Genomic DNA, 20,736 nt, shown 5'->3' on the forward strand with positions numbered 1-20,736 from the left:
GGGCTTTGTTTGGATTGGCACGTTAGGTAGATTTCGCGTTATCCAATGTATGGACAGTGACATGGAACTTTTCATTACCTGGCATGCGGCCGCTGGCGATACCTGTTTCAATAAACCCAACAGATTGATAGAAATTTAGCGCAGTAATATTCCCTTTTAACACTTCAATTGAGAAAGTACGTGCAGGTGAGCCAATCACGGCATTGACCAATGCTTTGCCGACACCACGACGATAAGCTGTGGGATCAACGTACAACCACGCGATCTCTTCATCATCATGTGCGATAAACCCGACAACCTGATCATTATCCTCTGCAACCAGTAGGCGATAATCAAAGAGGTCTTCGTTTTTTGCAGCGATTTCCAGTGGTATGAAAGCATCTTCAAGTGATGCCCCTCGAAGCTCATCCAGGCGAGCCAAGTCATGAATCTCGCAAAGGCGAGACCAATCGTTTTCCGAATATTCCCGAACTATCATGTGTTTTATCAAGTTTCCAATTAATGCCGAGGTGCCGCACAAAAACAGTTTTTGTAGTCTTGCCAGCATGGAAGGAAGGGGCTTTATAGCACCGTTTTATCGGTGCTCTGTGAGATGGCGTGCCAAAATGCGACTAAGTGAGTGCTTTCTGTTTAAGACCGTACTATCTGCTTGGGGATAGACGTGGAAGCAAATCTAGCTCCGCGTTTTCGGTTTGAATTGTTTGATGGAGCGCTTGCTGTTGCTGCGACGGTTGGCTTTCTTGTCGCGAGGCGGACGTTTGCGCTCGCTGTTGATGCCTTCTGTTGCAGGTTGGTCAGTCACTGGGAATCCTTCAAGCGAAAGCAGTTCCAATGGTCTTCCTGTTAATTTGCGAATAGCGTTCAGGGCATCAGTTTCGCCATGGCAAACCAAAGAGAGCGCCAGACCATTTTCGCCAGCACGGGCGGTACGGCCAACGCGGTGAACATAGACAGGCGCGTTCGGTGGTAAATCAGCATTGATCACCACAGGCAGCGCGTCGATATGAATGCCGCGGGAAAGCAGGTCAGTAGAAACCAGAACGTTCACTTTCTTGGCTTTAAAAGCGGCCAGAGTTTGTTCGCGTGCCGTTTGATCTTTATCGCCATGAAGCGCCGCCACTGACATTCCAGCTTTGGTGAGTTTCTTCGCCAGAGCATCGGCATTACCGCGTTCACCGACAAACACCAATACCTGCTTCCAGCCATGTTGTTTGATCAGCGAAATCAACGCCTGCGCTTTACTGCCTTTGTTGACGAGATAAAGGCGTTCTTCAATCTCTTCCACCACACTGTTTTTCTGGTGTGCTTCTATTCGCACAGGCTTAAAGAGCATAGACGCGGCGGCAGACTCCAGTGCTTGCGGCATAGTGGCTGAAAACAGGAGAGTTTGTCGCTTCGCTGGCAGCGCAGAAATCAGGCGCTGAACGTCAGGCCAGAAACCCATTTCCAAGAGGCGGTCAGCTTCATCAAGCGCCCAGAGTTTTAAAGCGTGAAGTGATACTTCTTCCTTGTCGATGAAATCGAGTAAACGGCCCGGGGTTGCAACCACCAACTGCGGTTTGTTTGCCAGCTCAGCAAGTTGGATTTCTGGCGCGACGCCGCCACACAGCATCACGGTTCTAATGCCCATTGTCGTGGCAATATCCCCAATCACTTTGGTGACCTGAGCGGCCAGTTCACGGGTTGGAACCAGTACGAGTGCCTGAATGTCTCTCTGGTCTGGGTCGATGCGGTCGAGCATCGGCAGACCGAAGGCCAGTGTTTTTCCGCTGCCTGTTTGTGCAAGGGCAATCACATCGCTGCCTTTCCGTGTAACTGGAATGGCTTTTTCCTGAATCAGGGTTGGGGATGACAGCGCTTCAGGCAGCGCAGCCAGCAAAGTAGGGGAGAGGTTAAAGGATGAAAAAGTCATGGGTGGTCACAATGTGATGGAAAAGGTGGCGAAGTCTACCAGTCAGTCTATGAAAATTGTACGAAAAGCGTTTTGATTTTGCCGCTCAGAAAGTGGGAAAAGAGAAAAGCAGGCATTGGAAAAAGTGAAAATGCCAGCTTTGTGGCAAAGCGCTGTCGGTAAAAATGGACTATTTGCTCTCAGGATTAGACCTCAATAGGACGTCTTTTGCCCCTTTTTCAAAGAGGAATGTATCCAAAACGTGGTAATAACTATCAAGAAATTCCTTGTTCTCCACATGGCTTCACTTAGTTAATGTTTCTCTTAGGTTTTGTAATAATTGAATTTTTTATGATGTATAATTTTCTCCATGTTTGAAACTATCAAGCAAGTGCGATGCTATTGCTCGAGGTAATCGGAATGACGATGGAAGTAGACATCCTTTCCCAGATATCACAACGCTTTGACGCTTTGCGAGATGCTGGCGTTGGTGGACGTGATTTCCATGCAGTTGGCCGTCACCCACAAACGACGTTCGCGTGACAAGCTCAGAAGACTAAAACTTGCGTTAGATTCTTACCGGGGCGGCGGAGACAGGCAACCTTTGGGAGACTAAGGCCAAACACTGAGACCACTATGAGATACGACAGTGTAATTAAGGGTGCGACGATCATTGATGGCCAGAACCAGCCTCCTTATGTGGCTGACGTGGCGATCATTGATGATGAAATTGTGGCGATAGGCCAGCTTGATACTTCCAACGCAGACGTGATCGTCAATGCTCGCGGACTGGTGCTCAGCCCCGGCTTTATTGATGTGCATACGCATGATGACACCAATGTGATCCGTATGCCTGAATGTATCCCCAAGATCTCCCAGGGCGTGACGACAACGATTGTGGGCAACTGTGGGATCAGTGCATCTCCGGCGGTACTGAAAGCAGCACCACCCGATCCGATGAATCTGCTCGGGGAACAAAAAGACTTCAAGTATCCAACGTTTGCCAGCTATGTTGAGGCTGTTAATCACGCTCAACCTGCCGTGAACGTGGCGGCGTTGGTGGGACATACCACGTTGCGGAACAACGTGATGGATGACCTTTACCGTACCGCCACACCTGACGAAATTGACGCGATGAAAAAAGCGCTTAGGCAAGCGCTTGATGATGGAGCGTTGGGGTTAAGCACTGGCCTTGCCTATGCCAGTGCCAAGAGCTGTGAAGAAAGCGAAGTACTGGCGTTAACGCAAGAGCTTTCGCGGGTCAATGCTATCTACACGACTCACCTGCGCACTGAGTTTGAAGGTATTTTGGATGCAATGGATGAAGCCTTTCGTGTTGGCATGGCAGCAAAAGTCCCAGTGGTGATTTCTCATCTTAAATGTGCAGGAGCAGGCAACTGGGGACGCACCGTTGAAGTCCTGAAAAAAATGGATAAGGCTCGCCAAGCACAGGATGTCGGCTGTGACTGTTATCCCTATACGGCAAGCTCCTCCACGCTTGATTTAAAGCAGGTGACTGATGAATATCCCATCTTTATCACCTGGTCTGATCCCCATCCTGAATTGGCAGGGCAGATGCTCTCCCACATTGCTGATGATCTCAATCTCAGCCTGATGGAAACTGCCAAGAAGCTTCAGCCTGCAGGCGCGGTATACCACAACATGGATGCTCAAGATGTGGAACGCGTTCTTCAGTACCCTCTCACCATGATTGGTTCGGATGGGCTGCCAAATGATCCTCACCCTCACCCTCGATTGTGGGGGGCGTTTCCCAGAGTTCTTGGCTATTACTGCCGAGAGCGGAAACTGTTTCCGCTCTCGACGGCCATTCACAAAATGACAGGCTTGTCAGCGCAGCGGTTCAATCTCACCAAACGTGGCGAAATCAAAGTGGGTTACTTTGCTGATTTGGTGTTATTCAACCCGGACGAAATTATTGATACCGCCAATTTTCATCAACCCAAGCAGGTTGCAAAAGGCATTCAGACTGTCTGGGTCAACGGAAAAATCAGTTACCAACTATCAACAGAGGTTCAGGGACGACATGGCCGTTTTCTGCGGCGCAAAATTACCGAACCCGCTAACAACCAAATAATGGAGATGAATTCATGACAATTAAAAGATATGGCGCAGAAGGCGGCACGGGTACTGGTGGGCAACATCTGCCTTTTTCCCGAGCGACTGAAGCGGGTGGTTTTCTTTATGTGTCCGGCCAAACCCCGATGATAGATGGCGAAGTGGTGGAAGGCGGTATTGTTGACCAATCCCGTTTGGCTATTCAGAACTGTGTCGACATCATGGAAGAGGCGGGTTACACACTGGCTGATGTGGTGCACGTGAAAGTGGTACTGACAGACTCGCGCTATTTCCAGTCTTTCAATAAAGTCTTTAGAGAGTTCTTTGGTGAACATCCTCCTGCACGTATCTGTATGGTGTGTGATCTGGTGGTAGATGTGAAAGTCGAAGTCGATGTGACCTGCTACCGAGCAGATCGCGCCTGACCTGATACCGTGCCGAGTCAATGGAAATGAATAAGCAAAGTTATCACGTTGTACTGGTGGGTGAATGTATGGTGGAGCTCAGTGGAGAGCCACTTTCGCGATCCTATGGCGGCGATACCCTCAATACTGCGCTCTACCTAAGCCGCCTGTTGTCAAAGGATCAAGTGACAGTCAGCTACGCCACTGCACTCGGTGAAGACGCCATTAGCGATGAGATGCAGCAAAACTGGCAGAGTGAAGGGATCGCGACCGGACTGGTTTCACGTCTACCCGGAAAAATGCCGGGATTATATCTCGTGGAAACAGACCCTCAGGGTGAGCGTACGTTTCACTATTGGCGCAGTGACAGTGCTGCTAAACGCTATTTTGATGATATTTCTCCGCTTGAGAAAATCATCAAAGGTGAAGGGTTGGATCTGCTGTACTTCAGCGGTATCAGCGTTGCTATTCTACCCATTGAGGGTCGAAATAAACTTCTGTCACTCATCCACGAAGCCCGGCGTCAGGGTACAACCATAGTGTTTGATAACAACTATCGTCCCCGGCTTTGGCAAGGCGGAGACGTTCAGGACTGGTATGGCGAGTGCTTGCGCGTAACCGATCTGGCTCTCATCACTGAAGATGATGACGAAGCGGTTTGGGGGGATCGGGATATAGTAACCCGCTGCCAAGCTTTTGGTTGTCAAGAAGTGGTGATCAAGCGTGGCGCTGAACCGTGCTCAGTCGTGACGGATTTGCAGAGAGCAGCACCCCAGCAATTTTCCATTGCAGGTGAAAGCGTCGAGCGTGTGGTTGATACCTGCGCGGCGGGAGACTCATTTGCTGCTGGCTACCTGGCAGGATATATCAAGCAATGGCCAATCCCGACAAGGGCCGCGCTGGCACACAAATTAGCCTCTACAGTGATTCAGTATCCCGGTGCGGTGATAGAAAAATCCGCCATGCCAGATACATCAGTATTCAAATGAACATAAATAGGACATTTTCAGGAGCCCACCTGTGAGCACAACAATCTTTAATGAACTGGCGAAATATAAAGTCGTACCGGTTATTCAAATTGATGACATCAAACATGCTGAACCTTTAGCAAAAGCGCTGGTAGAAAATGGCCTTCCGGTTGCGGAAGTGACCTTCCGTACTGACGCAGCAGCCGAAGCCATCAAAATCATGCGTGAAAGCCAGCCAGATTTGCTGGTGGGCGCGGGCACTGTGCTTACCGCAAAACAAGCGGATGATGCGCTGGCCGCGGGGGCCTTGTTTGCAGTCGCACCGGGCTTAAACCCGAACACGGTGAAACACTGTCAGGAGATTGGTCTTCCTATGGTGTCTGGGGTCAACAACCCAAGCCAAATCGAACAGGCGCTGGAACTGGGAATGAACTTTGTGAAGTTTTTCCCTGCCGAAGCCTCAGGTGGTGTTGCGATGGTGAAAGCGCTGTTAGCGCCTTACCGTGATATTCAGATGATGCCAACAGGTGGGATCAGCCCCAAAAACGTCAAAGATTACCTAAGTATTGATCGTGTGGTTTGTTGCGGTGGGACCTGGATGGTGCCGGGGTCGTTGATGAAAGAGGGCGATTGGGATGGACTCGGTAGGCTAATCAGTGAAGCTGTTGCTTTGGTTGAGTAAGCTGCTATGTAACGCTCAAAAATGCCAGCTACACTCATCTGTTGACTTGGGTAGCTGGCATTTTCCGTTTGATTTCTCCAACCACTATTTATCTGACCAGACGGCAAACTCATTGCCGCTTGGTTCGGTAAAATGAAAACGCCTGCCACCCGGGAAATCGAAAATCGGCTTCACAATCTTGCCGCCAGTCTGCTTCACATTGATTTCTGTTTGCTCCAAAGACTCACTGTAAAACACCAATAGTGCCCCGCCGTTTGAGGTCTCTGAGCACATCTCCGCGCGGAAGAATCCGCCATCCAAACCTTCGTCAGAAAAGGCGGTGTAATCAGGGCCGTAATCGGTGAAGGTCCAGCCAAAGGCTTCAGAGAAAAAGGATTTGGTGGCTAACAGGTCGCGGGCGGGAAATTCAACGTAGTTCAGTTTACCGTGTTGGTTCATTGGCGCACTCCAAGGTCGTCAGAAACGCGACCATGTCTGGCCGCGCAGCCATTCAAGATGATTGACACCATCCTAAATCAAGGCGGCTAAGTGCTTTGAGATCAAAGGCAACTTCCTGAAAACAAACTGTCTTAAAGCGTAATCAAAATGCCATGCGGTGAAGTGGGTTACATTCGACTTTGAGTTGTTTCCTTTGTTGCACCTGAATCTGAAGGTTCGAAGAATTGACGAAAAGTGAAGGCATATTCTGACTCGCCGTGTTCGCGTAAATGTTCCAGCCTCTCTTTTGCTTCTTCCAGCGAAGGGATATGTCCTTCCGGAATCCACCACATCACAAAGTTGTGTGAGCTTGGCTTTTCAAACCATTCATTGCGGCGCTTCATGATGTCGACATGATGGGTTTTAAACATGAACTGTTTGAGTGCATCGGCTGATTCCCAAACAGAGAGGTTAATCAGGGTATTAGGGTTACCAAACAGGCGGTAGCTGAGCACCTTGCTGTAGGAGTCTTTGAAGCGCCACACATACCCACGAAACGATTCCGCAGTCGCATTGACTGAGGGAATGTTATCGACAAAGTCCTTCAAAAGTGGGTCGTCGATATTGGCTTTTGCAAACGAAATATTTAGCTCGGCTAGGTGCATTCCATTCTCCTGATTGGGTATATCGACCCTCCCACAGATAATTACACGAGAGAAGGGCCAGCTTGGCGATGCGAGGAGTGCGTCTCACTCTCTCAGTTATGTGGAAGTTACCAGACATGGAAATGCGGGTATTGAACAAAATTTCACCTCTATCACCTAACTGCCATGCGAGCGTCATTGAAGTGAAACCTAAAGTCGTAAAGGTAGCGTCCCAGAATTTGGTGATAGGTTTATAAAGGAGTTTCCCCATGCGTAAGCAGCGCAACCTACTCGTTTCTGTGTTGGCACTGTCAGTCAGCGCGGGTTTGCATGCCGCAGAGCAATCTTCATTCCAGCGTATTAGCGCGGTATCGACGGCAAACAACATCCCACCGGGCGTAGAAAAAAGTCACGAAACCTCAGCGGAAATCATTGCTGTCAGTGAAGACGGCAACACATTGGTTTACACCGATAGTCCGTTGAAAGGCGTGGGGATGCTGGATATCACCAACCCGAAAAAACCAACAGGGAAAGGCTTTGTTTCACTGAATGGTGAGCCAACCTCGATTGACGTTTTGGGTGACACCTTTGTCACCGGCGTGAATACCTCAGAAAGTTACACTCAGCCGTCTGGCTATCTTGAACAGCGAAATCTGACCACAGGTGTTCGCATAGAAAAGTGCGAACTTGGTGGCCAGCCGGACTCTGTTGCCGTGGCAAAAGATGGCAGCTTCGTCGCTGTGGCGATTGAAAATGAGCGTGATGAAGACTTGAACGATGGTGTGCTTCCACAATTCCCAGCCGGCCACCTTGCGCTGGTTCCTGTTAGAAACGGCAAGCTTGCTTGTGAGGCTCAGAAAAAAGTCGCGATGACAGGCTTGGCCAACATTGCGCCAGAAGATCCAGAGCCAGAATTTGTGGATATCAACAGCCTTGGTGAAATCGTGGTTACCCTGCAAGAGAACAACCACTTGGTGATTGTGGATGGCAAACAAGGAGAAGTGATAGCACACTTCCCTGCCGGTGCTGTTGACCTGGAAAACGTCGACTTGGATGAAGAACGTGCACTGACCTTTGATGGCACCCAGAAGAACCGTAAGCGTGAACCCGATGCGGTGAAATGGCTGGATGACGAGCGCTTTGTCATTGCCAATGAAGGTGACTACGAAGGCGGTTCGCGCGGCTTTACCATCTTTAACAAGCAAGGCGACGTGCTGTTTGAGTCGGGCCTTGATCTGGAATACCGCATCGCAATGGCGGGTCACTACCCGGAAAAACGCTCTGGTAACAAAGGCGCAGAGCCGGAAGGCTTGGAAGTCGGCACGTATAACGGTCAGCAATACATTTTCGTGTTGTCTGAGCGTGGTTCTGTCGTCGGCGTATACCGCGACACAGGTAAAGCGCCGGAGTTTGTTCAGCTGTTGCCTTCTGGCATTGCACCGGAATCTGCCGTTGCGATTCCACAGCGTGGTCTGCTGGCGACGGCCAACGAGAAAGATCTGATTGAAGATGGCGGCGTGCGTGCTCATGTGATGCTTTATCAGATTGGCAGCGAAGAACCCTCTTACCCACAAATTGAATCTGTGATGGTTGATGGCAAGCCCATTGGTTGGGGGGCGTTGTCAGGTCTGGTAGCGGATCCAAGCAACGAAAACACCCTGTACGCCGTGAACGACAGTTTCTATAAAGCGCAGCCTTCGATTTTTGTGGTCGATGCTTCTTCCATGCCAGCTAAAATCACAACGCGTATTCCTGTGATGAAAGACGGCAAACCAGCGAAGAAACTGGACTTGGAAGGGATTACTACAGATGGCAAAGGTGGTTTCTGGTTAGCGTCTGAAGGGCGCACTGACAAAGAGATCCCACACGCTCTGTATCGTACTGATGCCAATGGCAACATCGTAGAAATGGTCGAATTCCCAGCTGAATTGCTGGCAGTGGAAAAACGCTATGGTTCAGAAGGCATCACCCGTGTAGGCGACAACCTCTGGATTGCGATTCAGCGTAGCTGGAAAGATGACCCTGAAAACACCGTAAAGCTGGTGCAATACAACACCAAAACTGGCGAGTGGAAAGCGGTGCGCTACCCCACAGAGCCAGCGGAAAATGGCTGGGTAGGTTTGTCTGAAATTACTGTCTACGAAGGCGCGCTTTACATCATTGAGCGTGATAACCAAATCGGTGACGCGGCGAAAGTGAAGCAACTGACCCGTGTGTTACTGGCTGATGCCAAACCCGCCGCATTGGGCGGTGAACTGCCATTGGTGAGTAAAGAAGTGGTTTATGACTTCATTCCAGATCTAAAAGCGCAGGGTGGTTTCGTGACGGATAAAATTGAAGGCTTTGCGATCACCAAAGACGGTAAAGCGTTCGCTGTTACCGACAATGATGGTGTCGATGACAGCAGCGGTGAGACCTTCTTCTTCCCGCTATCCAAAGATGGAAAGGCGCTGGATTTTGCGACCTTGCGTCCTTAACTTGATGATATAAATAAAAACGCCGGCTTGATGCCGGCGTTTTTGCTTTAGAGTGCCAACCGATAATTCAACAAATCGAGGTGTTGCCCCTGAATCAAAGCTGCGTTTAGTGCTTTGCTTTGGTAAACAAACCCAGCGCTCTCTAGCACTTTGATGGAGGCTTGGTTACCCGAAGACACTTTTCCCACTACATAGTCCACTTCGAGTAGCTCACTACACACTTCCACTAATGCCAGTAATGCGCGCTTGGCGATGCCTTTGCCCAAATACTCCTCACAGACGCGATAGCCAATCTCAGCATGATCATCGTATATGGTATGGATATTGGCTCTGGCAACGATTTTGTCGCCCTCGTAAATCACATACATAAGATGGGTTTCGGTGCTTTGGTTTTCTACCAGTTCACGAGTGGCATCGGTGAGCCCAGCCAGATTGAAATAGCCCGAGGGCCTTGGCGGAATGAATTGCTCAAACCACGTTTTGTTACGGCACTCGAAATCCAGCAGTGCTTGGCAATCATTTAGGCTGAGAGGTGATAGGGAAACCGTTTCCATCTAGCGGGTAAGTGTCCTTGTTTACATTGTAAATTGTTAGAAAGGCTGCTCAGTGAACCGACTCATGAGCTTCCAGTGTCCGGATGCATATTTGGTGGTCTGTTTAGAGCCTGTGTTCAGCCAGAAATAATGACGGTTAAACATCATTTTCGGGTGGTAACCTGGCTGGGTTGAAGCCAGTGGATACTGTCGGCCAAAACTGCTTTTTTGGGTCGCTTCCAGCACATACTCTTTGCCATTTAAGAACAACACTACCCAGGCATGACCACCACCGTCATAAGTACCGACCGCCACGCGCGCGTCATACCCTGCTTCTATCAACCAGTCTGCCAGCAAGATAGCGTGGTCCTCACAATCCCCGGAAGGATAGTAGTAAGACTGTTTGCTTGACTGCCAGATCTCCATCAAGCCGCCATATTGTTCGTGGTCATACTGATAGGTTTTCTTTCTGGCGATCACCAGCATGGGCATCATAGGGTTATCAATTTTGAATGGCAGATAACCTTCGAGGTAGCTGTGTGCCAGATGAAAGTTGCCTTTGATATCCGGTGCCAGTGCGGTGAAAGGCTGGTTATTGGTGTTGTACGTGTAGAAGCCGTTATTTCCCTTTAAAGATTCGCGCCAACGTGCGATTTCCGTATGGGGAATTCTCTCTTTGGTGTCCAGCAAGGTGATAACACCATTGCTCCCGTCAAAATCAATCTCAGCCGGTGTAAGTGCGCTGGTGGATGTGGTTATCTGCTTTTCAGTGATACTCGGAACATCTGGCAGTTTTGCCTTTTTCTCTTCAAGCAGGCTGGCTATCACCGCCAATACAAACATCAGCGGCGCATAAAACTTCAGGTTCATGGCTTAACTGCGAAAACCGAACGCGACGATAACAGCGACGAAAATGAGGATGGTTGATGCAAAAAGTGAAACCGCCACATTGCCCTTCTTCATTTCCTCTTCTATATCCACATTCTTCAGTAGTTTCTTGTCCACCCACAACAGGGCGTAAACGCCAACCAGTAAAGAAATGATGGTGTAAATGAGGTTGATGGAAAGGTTGAGAATTGAAGCGAAAAAGAACTCGCTGCCCATAGTTGCACTCCTTGCATAGGGTAAGTTTCGGCTTCTGCCGTATATGTTGATAGTACTGTTTTTGTCGCCATGATTCGATGCAAATACTTGGGAAAGCGAGTCTTATCAAACCTTACAAAAATGTATAGTTCGCGAAAAGTTGGCGAAAGCCCCTTTGGTTAGAGTATCCATGTCGACAGGGAAATGTCCTTGTCCACCGATACCAATAACGAGGATGACACCATGAAAAAGACAATGATTTTTAAGCCTGCTGCTATTTCTGCTGTATTGGGTCTGAGCGCCATGATGGCGGTAGGCACTGCAAACGCGGGTGACGCACCAAAGTCACTGAATGAAGATGCAGTCAGCCTGGTTCAGGCGGTTGAGATTGCCAAAAACGCCACTGGCGGCGTGGTGTTAGAAGCTGAACGCGACGTAGAAATGGGCCAAGCGGTATACGAGATTGAGCTGGCAAGTGAAACCGGCGAAGAAATCAAAACCGTGGTGAACGCGACGACAGGAGAAGTGATCCTGACGAAAACCCGTCGCGACCATGACGACCACCACGATGACGATGATGTCGAAGACGCTATCTGGCTGTCAGGCATCAAAGACGGGACTTACCTGTCACTGGAACAAGCGCTGATGCAGGCGGAAACCCAGGTAGGCGGTAAAGCGTGGAGCATTGAGCAAGATGACCACCGCGGCCAGCCTTCTTATGAAGTAGAGCTTCTGGATGCAAATGGCAAACGCGTTGAAACCCGCATCAATGCGATGGCTTCTAAATAAGCCCGCTCCAAAGGTCAACAGACCTTAAAACGTCATTATCGAATTTATCTGTAGGGGCGATGTCGTCCCTGATTGGAGGTACACATGAGCGACGAAAACAAAAACACATCAATGTGGCAACGCGCAAAAGAGATGGTGAAACGTGTTGTTCAAGAGGCACCTATGGCAATTCTGGGTGTTGTGAGTTTCTCACTACTATTTATGCTGGGACTGGTTACACTGGGAATCAGTTTGATGGCAGGGGTTGCCGCCATCATTATGGCAAAATGGCAACAACGCCAGATGTATAACGACATCGCCAACCCGACAGATAAGAGAAACGACGAAGAACCGATTGCGGCTGTGTAAGCCGCAATGTTATCCGAACAGAGAGAGCCCCTATGCGCGTGTTGTTGGTCGAGGACGATACCAGCCTCAGTAGTTTTGTAGAAAAAGGCCTGCGTGAAGCAGGCCATCAGGTTGAAGTCACCGACAATGGTAAGCATGCGCTCACGCTTTGTATGGCAGAAAGCTACGACGTGGCGATTGTCGATCGTATGTTGCCGGGGCTGGATGGCCTCTCTTTGGTCAAAGCGCTGCGCGCGGCTCAGGTCGGCACGCCGATCCTTTTTCTGACCGCCCTAGGCGGTGTAGACGATCGCGTGCAGGGCTTGGAAGCGGGTGGTGATGATTACCTCACCAAGCCTTTCGCGTTTTCTGAGCTGTTGGCTCGCGTCACCGCGCTTTCCCGCCGTTCTGTGTTGAAGTCCACCGAAGCCAGCCCTGAAATCAATTATGGCGACGTGGTGCTGAACCTGTTTGAGCATTCCGCCACCCGTCAGGGGCAGCCACTCGATTTACAGCCGAAAGAGTTCCGTATTCTGGAGCTGTTCCTCCGCCACCCTGGGAGAGTGATCACCCGTACCATGCTGCTTGAACACGTGTGGGATATTCATTTCGACCCGCAAACCAGTGTGGTGGAAACCCACATCAGCCGTCTTCGCAACAAGCTCGAAAAGCCATTTGGCGATACGCTGATCCAGACCGTCCGTGGTGTGGGCTACAAGCTTGAACAAAAAGGCGGTGAGGCGAAATGAAAGCCAGAGTGACGGACTTTTTCCATCGCCACTTTTCCAAGCGCAAACTGTTGTCGGTGTTGCCGTCATGGATGAAAAGCTCTGCTACCCAGCAAGGTTTGATGTTTGGTGGCGTGTCGATTATCAGTCTGGTACTGATGGCAACCGTGACTTTCTTCTATGTCGAGCATGAACTGAAAGATCAAAACCGCGAGATAGTGAAAGAGTCCCAACAGCTAGCTACCGGTCACCATAAAAAAGTAGATGATGACCCGATTGAAGATGACGAGATTCTTGCGGTGCTGGCGTCTGGTTTTGTGCTTGCTGGCGTACTGGTGTCGATTTTCACCGTTGCTTTGGTTATTGCGATGAGCCGTATCAGCCAAAAACGCATCAATCGCATCGAAAGCGTGCTCAATGCGGCGGCTGAGGGCGATCTTTCCGCTCGGACCGACGTGAAATACACACACAACGATTTGGCGCGCATTTCAGTTTCTGTCGATGACATGCTGTCACGGCTGGAAGGCTCGGTGGCGGCAATGAGCGACATCTCTGCCAACATCGCTCACGAGCTAAAAACACCGATTACCCGCTTGCGCCATAACCTGCTGACACTGCGGGAAGACGCCGATCGTGTTGAGCCAAACCTCGATGACGCTTTTATCGAGGAACTCGATAGAGCACTGGAAGATTCGCAGCGTTTGGCCTCTATTTTTGATGCATTGCTGCGGATATCCCAGATTGAGTCCGGTGCACGCCGAAGCCGCTTTATGGCGCTTGACCTGAATAATGTTATCGAGACAGTGGCAGAGATTTATGTCGATGTCGCCGAAGATGCAGAGATGACGCTGACGGTAGAGAAGCCTGACTCACCACTGATGATTCAAGGCGATCGAGAGCTGCTTATCCAGCAGGTAGCTAACTTGATTGAGAACGCGCTGCGTTATTGTCCAGCGGGTAGTCAAATCCAGCTTCGCTGCGGTGAAAATCCGGAAAACGGCAATGTGTGGCTCGAAGTGAGCGATAATGGCCCCGGCATCTCTGATGAAGAAAAAGAGCGCGTGTTCGAGCGTTTATACCGTGTCGACAAAAGCCGCACCGATGGTGGCCTTGGTCTAGGGTTGTCCTTGGCAAAAGCCGTGGCTGGTTTGCATTACGGCCATATTGAGCTGTTTGATGCAGAACCGGGGTTGGGCGTCAGGGTAGCTATCCCGGTTCGCTAGGGTTAATTAAACGCACTATTAGATTGTTTTTATTAATAAAGAAAGTGGGAGGTGTATAGGTTCGGGAATAATAATTCTTAAACTGTCACCTTTCTTTTTATATGAAACAGATTTCATTTTTCTTTTATTTAATCAAAGTAATTCAATTGGATATTTCTTTGGCGATTGTTTAATCCGGGTCTCATTTATTTCTACGACACCTTCAATTCTCACTTGTGAGAATTGAAGGTGTCGATTGTTGATATGTTCTACTCAATGCCAGAATAACGAAATGCTTCTCTGGTTAGGCGGTTTAATTCGCTTTCTTTCATTTGGTTATGAACAACGGTGATGCGTCCGAGGTAAATTAAAGGCACTTCAGAAGCCCTGCCTTCGAGGTGAAATTTAATGGCTTCAGCGGTGGCCACACCCAGATCATCGCTCATCCGCATTGGCGTCGCATCTAACTCACCCGCCCGAATTTTTTCGATCTCTTTTGCGGTGCCACCCCAGCCCGTCACATAAATGTCAGACAATCTGTCTGCTTCACCAAGCGCTTCAACAGCCCCCATGGTCATGGCGGTATTGGCATTGTGTATCATCGATACTTCGGGAAAATTATTGAGTACCAATCGCACACCGTCAGCCCCTCCGAGTTTCTGATATTGGCCAAAGTGTTCGTAGATATTGCGCCAGTTACCTTTCCGCTGTACGCAGTCGATAAACCCTTGAGAACGTTGGGTATCTGTAATGCCAGGAATACCTCGGTTGGCAGCAAATTCCACCTCTTTGCCCACGTGCTTTATCACATGGTCGCAAAGTACATCAGCGCCCATGGCACTCGAAAAGTCGAACCAGGCGTCAGGCTGATGGGTCCATGTGCTGTCTGGGGTATGGAACGCCCAAATGAAGGTTTTGAACTTGTCCGACGCCGAGAGTTTCTGGATGTTGTCCGCCTGTAAGTCCAGCTCGGAAGGGCCGAAAATCACGAAGTCATACGGCGGCTCAGCATTAAGCACTTGATCTGTATATTGCGATTGCAATGAGTGCTCGATTTGCTTTGAGGGGTACTCATGAACCTCATAGGGTAGTTTTAAGTCCAGTAAGCGTTTGGTCATCGCTTTGAAATTTTTCACCCAAAAATCAGAGATGTCTGCACTCGGGTAAATAACTGCAATACGCATAGGTTTGCTTAATTTTTCTATATTCGTCGGTAATGGTGGTTCACTAACGGTTTTCTGAAATGTTTTAAGTTTTTCATTATTCGAATTATTTAGGTTTTCTTTAGATGAAACTGAAAAAGACATCACCCATAAAGCAAAAACCAGGCCTGCCACTATACTTCTTTTCATTTTCCTTCCTTGTGGTTTACCAACTGGAAAAACTCTATTAACATGCTTATTAATGATACATGAGAATTATAAATCGGACTGGTTTCATTCTTTGAGTGCTTATATTTTTTCCCGATTCAAGACTTTTATCATCTTTTTCTTCGCTACAACGTGTTCTGCCGAAACGATCACAGCGTACTACGTTGCTTATGCGCAGGAAAAAGTGAGAAGAGCGATATCTGAGAATGCTGTCTGGCGTGGCCCTACGACCGGCCCAAGTATCGTGAGCGACAAAAACATTATTTTCGTTGCTTCTGACTTGAGAAATGGTGGGGTGTACGGCGTTGGGAAAGGGATGTCTGAAGCCATTTCCAATATCGACTGGCACCTTAGGTTTATTGATGGGTTTGGCTCAGAGGTTCGACAAGGAGCAGCCATCAAGAAAGCCATCAGTTTCAAACCGGATGCGATTGTGCTCGGTGGCATCGACGCCCAGCATCACAAAGACGTTCTTAAGATAGCCAAGAGCCAAGGGATCGTGGTGATTGGTTGGCATGCAACCGAGTTAGCAGGTGGGAACAGCGAACTGGGTCTTTTCATGAACGTCACTACAGATCCGCTCGCTGTTGCGGAGATTGCCGCCATGCTGGCTATCGTCAACTCCAAAGGGCGTGCAAAAACCCTGATATTCACAGACCCCAACTATAAAATTGCCACCATCAAAGCGAACGCCATGGCGGACACCATCCGGCGTTGTGCAAACTGTGAAGTTTTGGAGGTCAACGCGCTGCCGCTGGATAAAATTGCCGAGCAGATGCCAGTAACGTTTGAAGGCCTTTGGAAGAAATATGGCGCAGATATTACGCACATCCTCGCCATCAACGACCTCTATATTGACTACGTTATCCCTTCGCTAGAAACAAACGTTGAACAGCAAATTCATATACCGCAGAACATCTCTGCCGGTGACGGAAGCCGTGCGGCCTATAAGCGCATCAATAATGGCAGCTTCCAGTTAGCAACAGTTCCAGAGCCTCTCTACTTGCATGGTTGGCAGATCACGGATGAACTGAACCGCGCATTCAACCAACTTCCCCCGAGTGGATATTCCGCGCCTGTACACATGGTGACACCAGATAATGTAAGTGAATTGATTGGCAAGCAAGAACGTGGTGTGTACGACCCGAAAAATGGCTACCGCGATGCCTACCTCAAGATATGGAAGCCATGATGAATCTGAACAATACCAGCATTACCCAAAGGCTTATCATCTCAAGCCTCATCTCTCTCCTGATGGTGAGCTTCGCTGTTCTGATCGTCATTCGTTCCCTGTTCTATGTCGAATCCACGCTGAAAACAGAAACTTCCCGTCACGTTTCTGAGCTGATTGTGAACTCCGAAATCAGTCGTCGCGTCTTTGCATTGACCTCACGGGTCAAGCTATTGGAACAAACCTTCCTGTACAGTGAAACTGCGCTCTCTGAAGAAGCGTTTAACATTGATTTCCAACTGCAAAGGCTAAGAGATCTCTCTACGAATCAGGATTTTTCCTATCAAATAGATGCGTTCATCGACAACTTCCACCGCTTTCTCGGCAGCTCTCTGGCGCTGAACCGGATCCTAAAACAGACCAAAACCATTGATGCGACCTTGGCCGATCAACTCGACGCGCTTGAGGTGGCAGTGGCAGCGAGCAAGTTAGAACACCTCGGCGAAGAAGAGGTGACTATCTACAACAACGAGCTCGATATTATCGCCATGCTTCGTGAGTCATTTCTGATGGTTGGCAAAATGTTGGGGGATATTCATAGCCGCATTACGCCCGAAACCGAAAAAGTGCTGCTCATAGAGGCTGAAAAGGAGCTGGATATTCTTCAGCTTCATCTGGAAAACGTGGACATATCCACCATGGCAGTCCGAACGCAGAAAATCGCAATTAAGCGGACCTTAGAGCGATACCATGCGACGCTCAGGAAAATCCGCGCCAACCTGGACCAGCGTTGGATTGTGATGGCGGCACTTGTTCAGGCTCAGGCAGGTTTGCTTGAAATGGTGGAAAGCACGGAATCCCGTGTGCAGGAGCAAACCTTACAGCTCACCACCCAGTTAGAAGATGTGATCACTGAGTCTCGCTTCAACGCTATCATCATTAGTCTGTTGGCATTTTTGTTCTCTGTACTGCTGGTTAATCACGTTGTCAGCAGACATATCCAGAAGCCTTTGGACGATCTTAAAGATGGATTCGATCGCTTGGTTTCCCATGGAACCAAACGGCCCATTGATTTGGGACGTACGGATGAGTGGGGGCATATTGAGAATGCCTACAACAACATGGCAGCGAGATTGTCTGAGGCTTATCAGGCCATTACCGAAGAGAAAAAAAACTTCGACTTTCTTGCCCATCATGACCCGTTGACCCGCCTGGCGAATAGATTACTTGCGACGAAAGAGCTGCGTAACCAAATCGCTGACTCCAAGGAGAATGGCACCAAATTCCTGCTTCTTTATCTGGATATTGATGAATTCAAAACCATTAATGACTCCCTGGGACATGCCGCGGGAGACAATTTGCTGGTTAACGTGGCGGAGAAATTGACCAGATTGATTGGTGATTCCGGCTTTGTCGCCCGCATGGGGGGTGATGAGTTTATGATCCTCATTCCTAACACTCACTTAGAGCAAGGGAAGCTCATCGCGCAGCGAATTAATAAGGCAATTAAGCAGCCTTACTACATTGAAAAAAATACAATTTTTGTATCAACCAGTATCGGTATCTGTGAGTTCCCTGACCACGGACATGATGGTGAAACACTGATCCGGAATGCAGATACAGCGATGTATTACGCGAAACGCAATGGTCGCGACAGTTACCGTATTTATACGGATGAAATGACCACAGAAGTGAACGACATCATCGAAACCAACCGCGGTTTAAACCATGCGGTTCGTCGAGATGAACTGACTGTTTTTTTCCAACCCAAAGTGAACTTAGCATCCGGCAATATTGTTGGTGCAGAAGCTTTGGTGCGGTGGAAGCATCCTAAACTGGGCTTGCTTCCGCCGTCTGCTTTCATGGAAGTCGCAGAGAAATCTGATCTGGTTGTCGACATCGACAAATGGGTGTTTAGCAAGGTAGCCAGATTGGTCACAGAGTGGAAAAACGCGGGTATCGACACGTCAAGTATCCTTATCTCCGTTAACTTCTCCGCAAGAATGTTCTACATGACAGATTTGGCAGAGCAACTGCAAAAAATCCTCGATAAGACAGATTGCGAGCCGAGTCAGCTGATTTTGGAAATCACGGAACGCGACATGATGCGGGACTTTGAAACCTGCGTCAGGACAATCGAAACCCTGCACGCCAAAGGCTACAAAATCGCGATTGATGACTTCGGTACGGGTTACTCCTCGCTCTCTGTGCTTAAAAATCTGTCCGCCGATTACATCAAGCTCGACCGGAGCTTCATCAAAGACGTTCATTCATCATCGTCGGACTATGAAATCACCAAAGCGATTCTCCAACTGGCTAAAGTGCTGGATTTATCCGTGGTGGCAGAAGGGGCAGAAACTCGACCGCATGTCGATACATTGCGTCAGCTTGGGTGTGCTTCGGCTCAAGGCTACTATTTTGCCAAACCGCTGCCCGTTGATGGTTGGCTTGACTACTTGGAGGAAAATAAGCGCAAGACCAGTCAGAGTGACGTTATCAGGCTGAAATCCGTGACATAAAGCCTTGCTATTGGCAGGTATTGAGCGGCCGAATAGTATTACTCCATACATTGTTATGAGGTAGCTTTTTCTCTCGATTCCAACCGATAAACATGATTCATAAAACAGCCCTTCAAGGGCTGTTTCTCGTTGGAGAGGATGAAGATGTATGAGGACTAGCGGACAAATTTCACCAAGTGGGATTTTACCGTGTTAAGGTTTTCAAAGTTCAGCGAGTAACAAGGAGTTTGCGATGATCGCAAGGGAATGGAAAGCGCGGTGTCCAAAGCACCATGAAGAGGGTTTTATCGCTTATCTTTATGAAACCGGAGTGAAAGAAACGTCTGAGACTGAGGGCTTTCAGGGGGCGCAGATCTTCAAGCGCGAGATGGATGGAAATTCAGAAATCACTTTAATCAGCTACTGGAAAGATCTGGAGTGCATTAAGGCCTTTGCGGGTGAAGATATCGGCATTGCCCGTTTGTACCCGGAAGATGAAAAGTACGAACTGAAACCTGACTTTCACGTGTCTCACTATGAAGTAGTTGAAAGTCGTTTAAACCAATAAACAAGATACTCATTAACAATGAAAAAAGCTTCGCCAGAAAAACCGTTGGAAGAGATCTACTTTGCAGGCGGTTGCCTGTGGGGCGTTCAGGAATTTATGCGCCACTTGCCAGGTGTGGTATCCACAGAAGCGGGAAGGGCTAACGGCACCAGCGATTCAACGGCCACACCTTATGATGGTTATACCGAATGTGTGCGAACACAATTCGACCCTTCCACGGTCTCTGTCATGACGCTGATGGAATATTTCTTTGAAATCATCGACCCTTACAGCGTGAACCAGCAAGGCGAAGATGTCGGCGAGAAATACCGCACAGGCATATACAGCAATCATCCTGAGCATTTGACCATTGCCCGTGAATTCATTGCGGCCTGGGAAGATGCGGAAAAAATTGCGGTGGAAGTCTTGCCTCTGAGTAACTATGTGCCGAGTGATGATGAGCATCAAGACAGGCTGACCCGTTTCCCTGATGACTATTGCCATATCCCTCTGGATTTATTACATAAATACAAGAAGAAATAGATTAAAGCCAAGGATGAAGGAATGAACAGAACAATCGCATTAACCCTGACACTTTGTAGCGCCTTGCTGGTGGTGCCTGTGGCTTTGGCAACCGAGCGCGCAGAGTATGGCTGGGAAATGATTGAACAGGGCGCGATGGTGGTGGATGTTCGTACTCCGGGTGAATTCGATGATGGCCACCTGAGTGGCGCGGTGAATTACCCGGTAACAGAGCTGGATAGACACATCCAAAATCTAAATAAAGACACACCGCTGGTGCTGTATTGCCGAAGTGGTGTTCGCTCGGGTGCAGCGTATCAATATCTGCTAAGCAAAGGCTTCACCAATCTGCACAATGCTGGTGGATTCGAAGAGATGAAAAACGCGAAGTAACTGACTTCGCGTTT

General features: G+C 48.9%; 22 protein-coding genes and 1 pseudogene. 15 read left to right on the top strand and 8 right to left on the bottom strand.

Annotated elements, in window-relative coordinates; genetic code table 11:
* Positions 1-22: 22 nt before the first annotated feature.
* Positions 23-478, bottom strand: coding sequence for a GNAT family N-acetyltransferase (locus RN22_RS07550; protein ID WP_039849623.1), 456 nt, complete (start codon positions 476-478; stop codon positions 23-25).
* A gap of 195 nt (positions 479-673) precedes the next feature.
* Positions 674-1,912 carry a DEAD/DEAH box helicase gene (locus RN22_RS07555; protein WP_046303770.1) on the bottom strand — a complete coding sequence of 413 codons (1,239 nt, stop codon included), beginning with the start codon at positions 1,910-1,912 and terminating at the stop codon, positions 674-676.
* A 457-nt stretch (positions 1,913-2,369) separates the two neighbouring features.
* Between RN22_RS07555 and RN22_RS24660 the strand changes: the two are divergent.
* The 5 genes and pseudogenes from RN22_RS24660 to RN22_RS07575 form a co-directional block, all read left to right on the top strand.
* Positions 2,370-2,507 (top strand): annotated as a pseudogene (locus RN22_RS24660) (transcriptional regulator); the annotation flags it as partial.
* A gap of 20 nt (positions 2,508-2,527) precedes the next feature.
* Positions 2,528-4,003: an amidohydrolase family protein gene (locus tag RN22_RS07560; RefSeq protein WP_046303771.1), complete on the top strand. Its 1,476-nt coding sequence runs from the start codon at positions 2,528-2,530 to the stop codon at positions 4,001-4,003.
* Positions 4,000-4,392, top strand: a complete 393-nt coding sequence (locus tag RN22_RS07565; protein WP_002536588.1) for a RidA family protein — start codon at positions 4,000-4,002, stop codon at positions 4,390-4,392. Before RN22_RS07560 ends, RN22_RS07565 begins: the two co-directional genes overlap by 4 nt.
* Before the next feature lie 20 nt (positions 4,393-4,412).
* A complete protein-coding gene (locus RN22_RS07570) occupies positions 4,413-5,360 on the top strand; it encodes a sugar kinase (protein ID WP_082111382.1) in 948 nt (315 codons plus the stop codon).
* Between the two features lie 31 nt (positions 5,361-5,391).
* Positions 5,392-6,021, top strand: coding sequence for a bifunctional 4-hydroxy-2-oxoglutarate aldolase/2-dehydro-3-deoxy-phosphogluconate aldolase (locus RN22_RS07575; protein ID WP_046303773.1), 630 nt, complete (start codon positions 5,392-5,394; stop codon positions 6,019-6,021).
* A gap of 84 nt (positions 6,022-6,105) precedes the next feature.
* Here the strand turns inward: RN22_RS07575 and RN22_RS07580 are convergent, their stop codons facing one another.
* A complete protein-coding gene (locus RN22_RS07580) occupies positions 6,106-6,459 on the bottom strand; it encodes a VOC family protein (RefSeq protein ID WP_046303774.1) in 354 nt (117 codons plus the stop codon).
* A 167-nt stretch (positions 6,460-6,626) separates the two neighbouring features.
* Complete coding sequence (locus RN22_RS07585; RefSeq protein WP_046303775.1) at positions 6,627-7,103, bottom strand: DUF3291 domain-containing protein; 477 nt, start codon at positions 7,101-7,103, stop codon at positions 6,627-6,629.
* Positions 7,104-7,351: 248 nt separating this feature from the next.
* Here RN22_RS07585 and RN22_RS07590 point away from each other — a divergent pair, with 248 nt between their 5' ends.
* A complete protein-coding gene (locus RN22_RS07590; protein WP_046303776.1) occupies positions 7,352-9,559 on the top strand; it encodes an esterase-like activity of phytase family protein in 2,208 nt (735 codons plus the stop codon).
* A 47-nt stretch (positions 9,560-9,606) separates the two neighbouring features.
* Here the strand turns inward: RN22_RS07590 and RN22_RS07595 are convergent, their stop codons facing one another.
* The 3 genes from RN22_RS07595 to RN22_RS07605 are packed head-to-tail and all read right to left on the bottom strand — an operon-like array spanning position 9,607 to position 11,196.
* Positions 9,607-10,113, bottom strand: a complete 507-nt coding sequence (locus RN22_RS07595; RefSeq protein ID WP_046303777.1) for a GNAT family N-acetyltransferase — start codon at positions 10,111-10,113, stop codon at positions 9,607-9,609.
* Positions 10,114-10,149: 36 nt separating this feature from the next.
* Positions 10,150-10,962 (bottom strand): transglutaminase domain-containing protein, encoded by an 813-nt coding sequence (locus RN22_RS07600; protein WP_046303778.1) that lies wholly within the window; start codon positions 10,960-10,962, stop codon positions 10,150-10,152.
* Between the two features lie 3 nt (positions 10,963-10,965).
* A complete protein-coding gene (locus tag RN22_RS07605; RefSeq protein ID WP_002536650.1) occupies positions 10,966-11,196 on the bottom strand; it encodes a hypothetical protein in 231 nt (76 codons plus the stop codon).
* 222 nt (positions 11,197-11,418) lie between these two features.
* Here RN22_RS07605 and RN22_RS07610 point away from each other — a divergent pair, with 222 nt between their 5' ends.
* The 4 genes from RN22_RS07610 to RN22_RS07625 all read left to right on the top strand — a co-directional run bounded on the left by RN22_RS07610 (position 11,419) and on the right by RN22_RS07625 (position 14,242).
* A complete protein-coding gene (locus tag RN22_RS07610) occupies positions 11,419-11,964 on the top strand; it encodes a PepSY domain-containing protein (RefSeq protein WP_002536652.1) in 546 nt (181 codons plus the stop codon).
* Positions 11,965-12,048: 84 nt separating this feature from the next.
* Entirely contained in the window at positions 12,049-12,312 is a 264-nt protein-coding gene (locus tag RN22_RS07615) for a hypothetical protein (RefSeq protein ID WP_046303779.1), read from the top strand.
* Positions 12,313-12,344: 32 nt separating this feature from the next.
* The gene (locus RN22_RS07620) at positions 12,345-13,040 is read left to right on the top strand and encodes a response regulator transcription factor (protein WP_046303780.1); all 696 of its coding nucleotides are present in this window, start codon (positions 12,345-12,347) and stop codon (positions 13,038-13,040) included.
* Positions 13,037-14,242, top strand: coding sequence for a cell wall metabolism sensor histidine kinase WalK (locus RN22_RS07625; protein WP_046303781.1), 1,206 nt, complete (start codon positions 13,037-13,039; stop codon positions 14,240-14,242). Before RN22_RS07620 ends, RN22_RS07625 begins: the two co-directional genes overlap by 4 nt.
* Positions 14,243-14,490: 248 nt before the next feature.
* Here the strand turns inward: RN22_RS07625 and RN22_RS07630 are convergent, their stop codons facing one another.
* Entirely contained in the window at positions 14,491-15,528 is a 1,038-nt protein-coding gene (locus RN22_RS07630; RefSeq protein WP_046303829.1) for a substrate-binding domain-containing protein, read from the bottom strand.
* Positions 15,529-15,739: 211 nt separating this feature from the next.
* Between RN22_RS07630 and RN22_RS07635 the strand changes: the two genes are divergently transcribed.
* From RN22_RS07635 to RN22_RS07655, 5 genes are all read left to right on the top strand, one after another.
* Positions 15,740-16,783 (top strand): substrate-binding domain-containing protein, encoded by a 1,044-nt coding sequence (locus RN22_RS07635; protein WP_002536660.1) that lies wholly within the window; start codon positions 15,740-15,742, stop codon positions 16,781-16,783.
* The gene (locus RN22_RS07640; protein WP_046303782.1) at positions 16,783-19,281 is read left to right on the top strand and encodes a bifunctional diguanylate cyclase/phosphodiesterase; all 2,499 of its coding nucleotides are present in this window, start codon (positions 16,783-16,785) and stop codon (positions 19,279-19,281) included. Before RN22_RS07635 ends, RN22_RS07640 begins: the two co-directional genes overlap by 1 nt.
* Positions 19,282-19,513: 232 nt before the next feature.
* Positions 19,514-19,828, top strand: coding sequence for an antibiotic biosynthesis monooxygenase (locus RN22_RS07645; protein ID WP_002536663.1), 315 nt, complete (start codon positions 19,514-19,516; stop codon positions 19,826-19,828).
* A gap of 45 nt (positions 19,829-19,873) precedes the next feature.
* On the top strand, positions 19,874-20,350 hold the full coding sequence (locus RN22_RS07650; RefSeq protein WP_046303831.1) for a peptide-methionine (S)-S-oxide reductase: 477 nt from the start codon (positions 19,874-19,876) through the stop codon (positions 20,348-20,350).
* Between the two features lie 21 nt (positions 20,351-20,371).
* Positions 20,372-20,722 carry a rhodanese-like domain-containing protein gene (locus RN22_RS07655; RefSeq protein ID WP_046303783.1) on the top strand — a complete coding sequence of 117 codons (351 nt, stop codon included), beginning with the start codon at positions 20,372-20,374 and terminating at the stop codon, positions 20,720-20,722.
* Positions 20,723-20,736: the final 14 nt, after the last annotated feature.

Source organism: Grimontia sp. AD028 (assembly GCF_000973155.1).
Lineage (GTDB): Bacteria > Pseudomonadota > Gammaproteobacteria > Enterobacterales > Vibrionaceae > Enterovibrio > Enterovibrio indicus.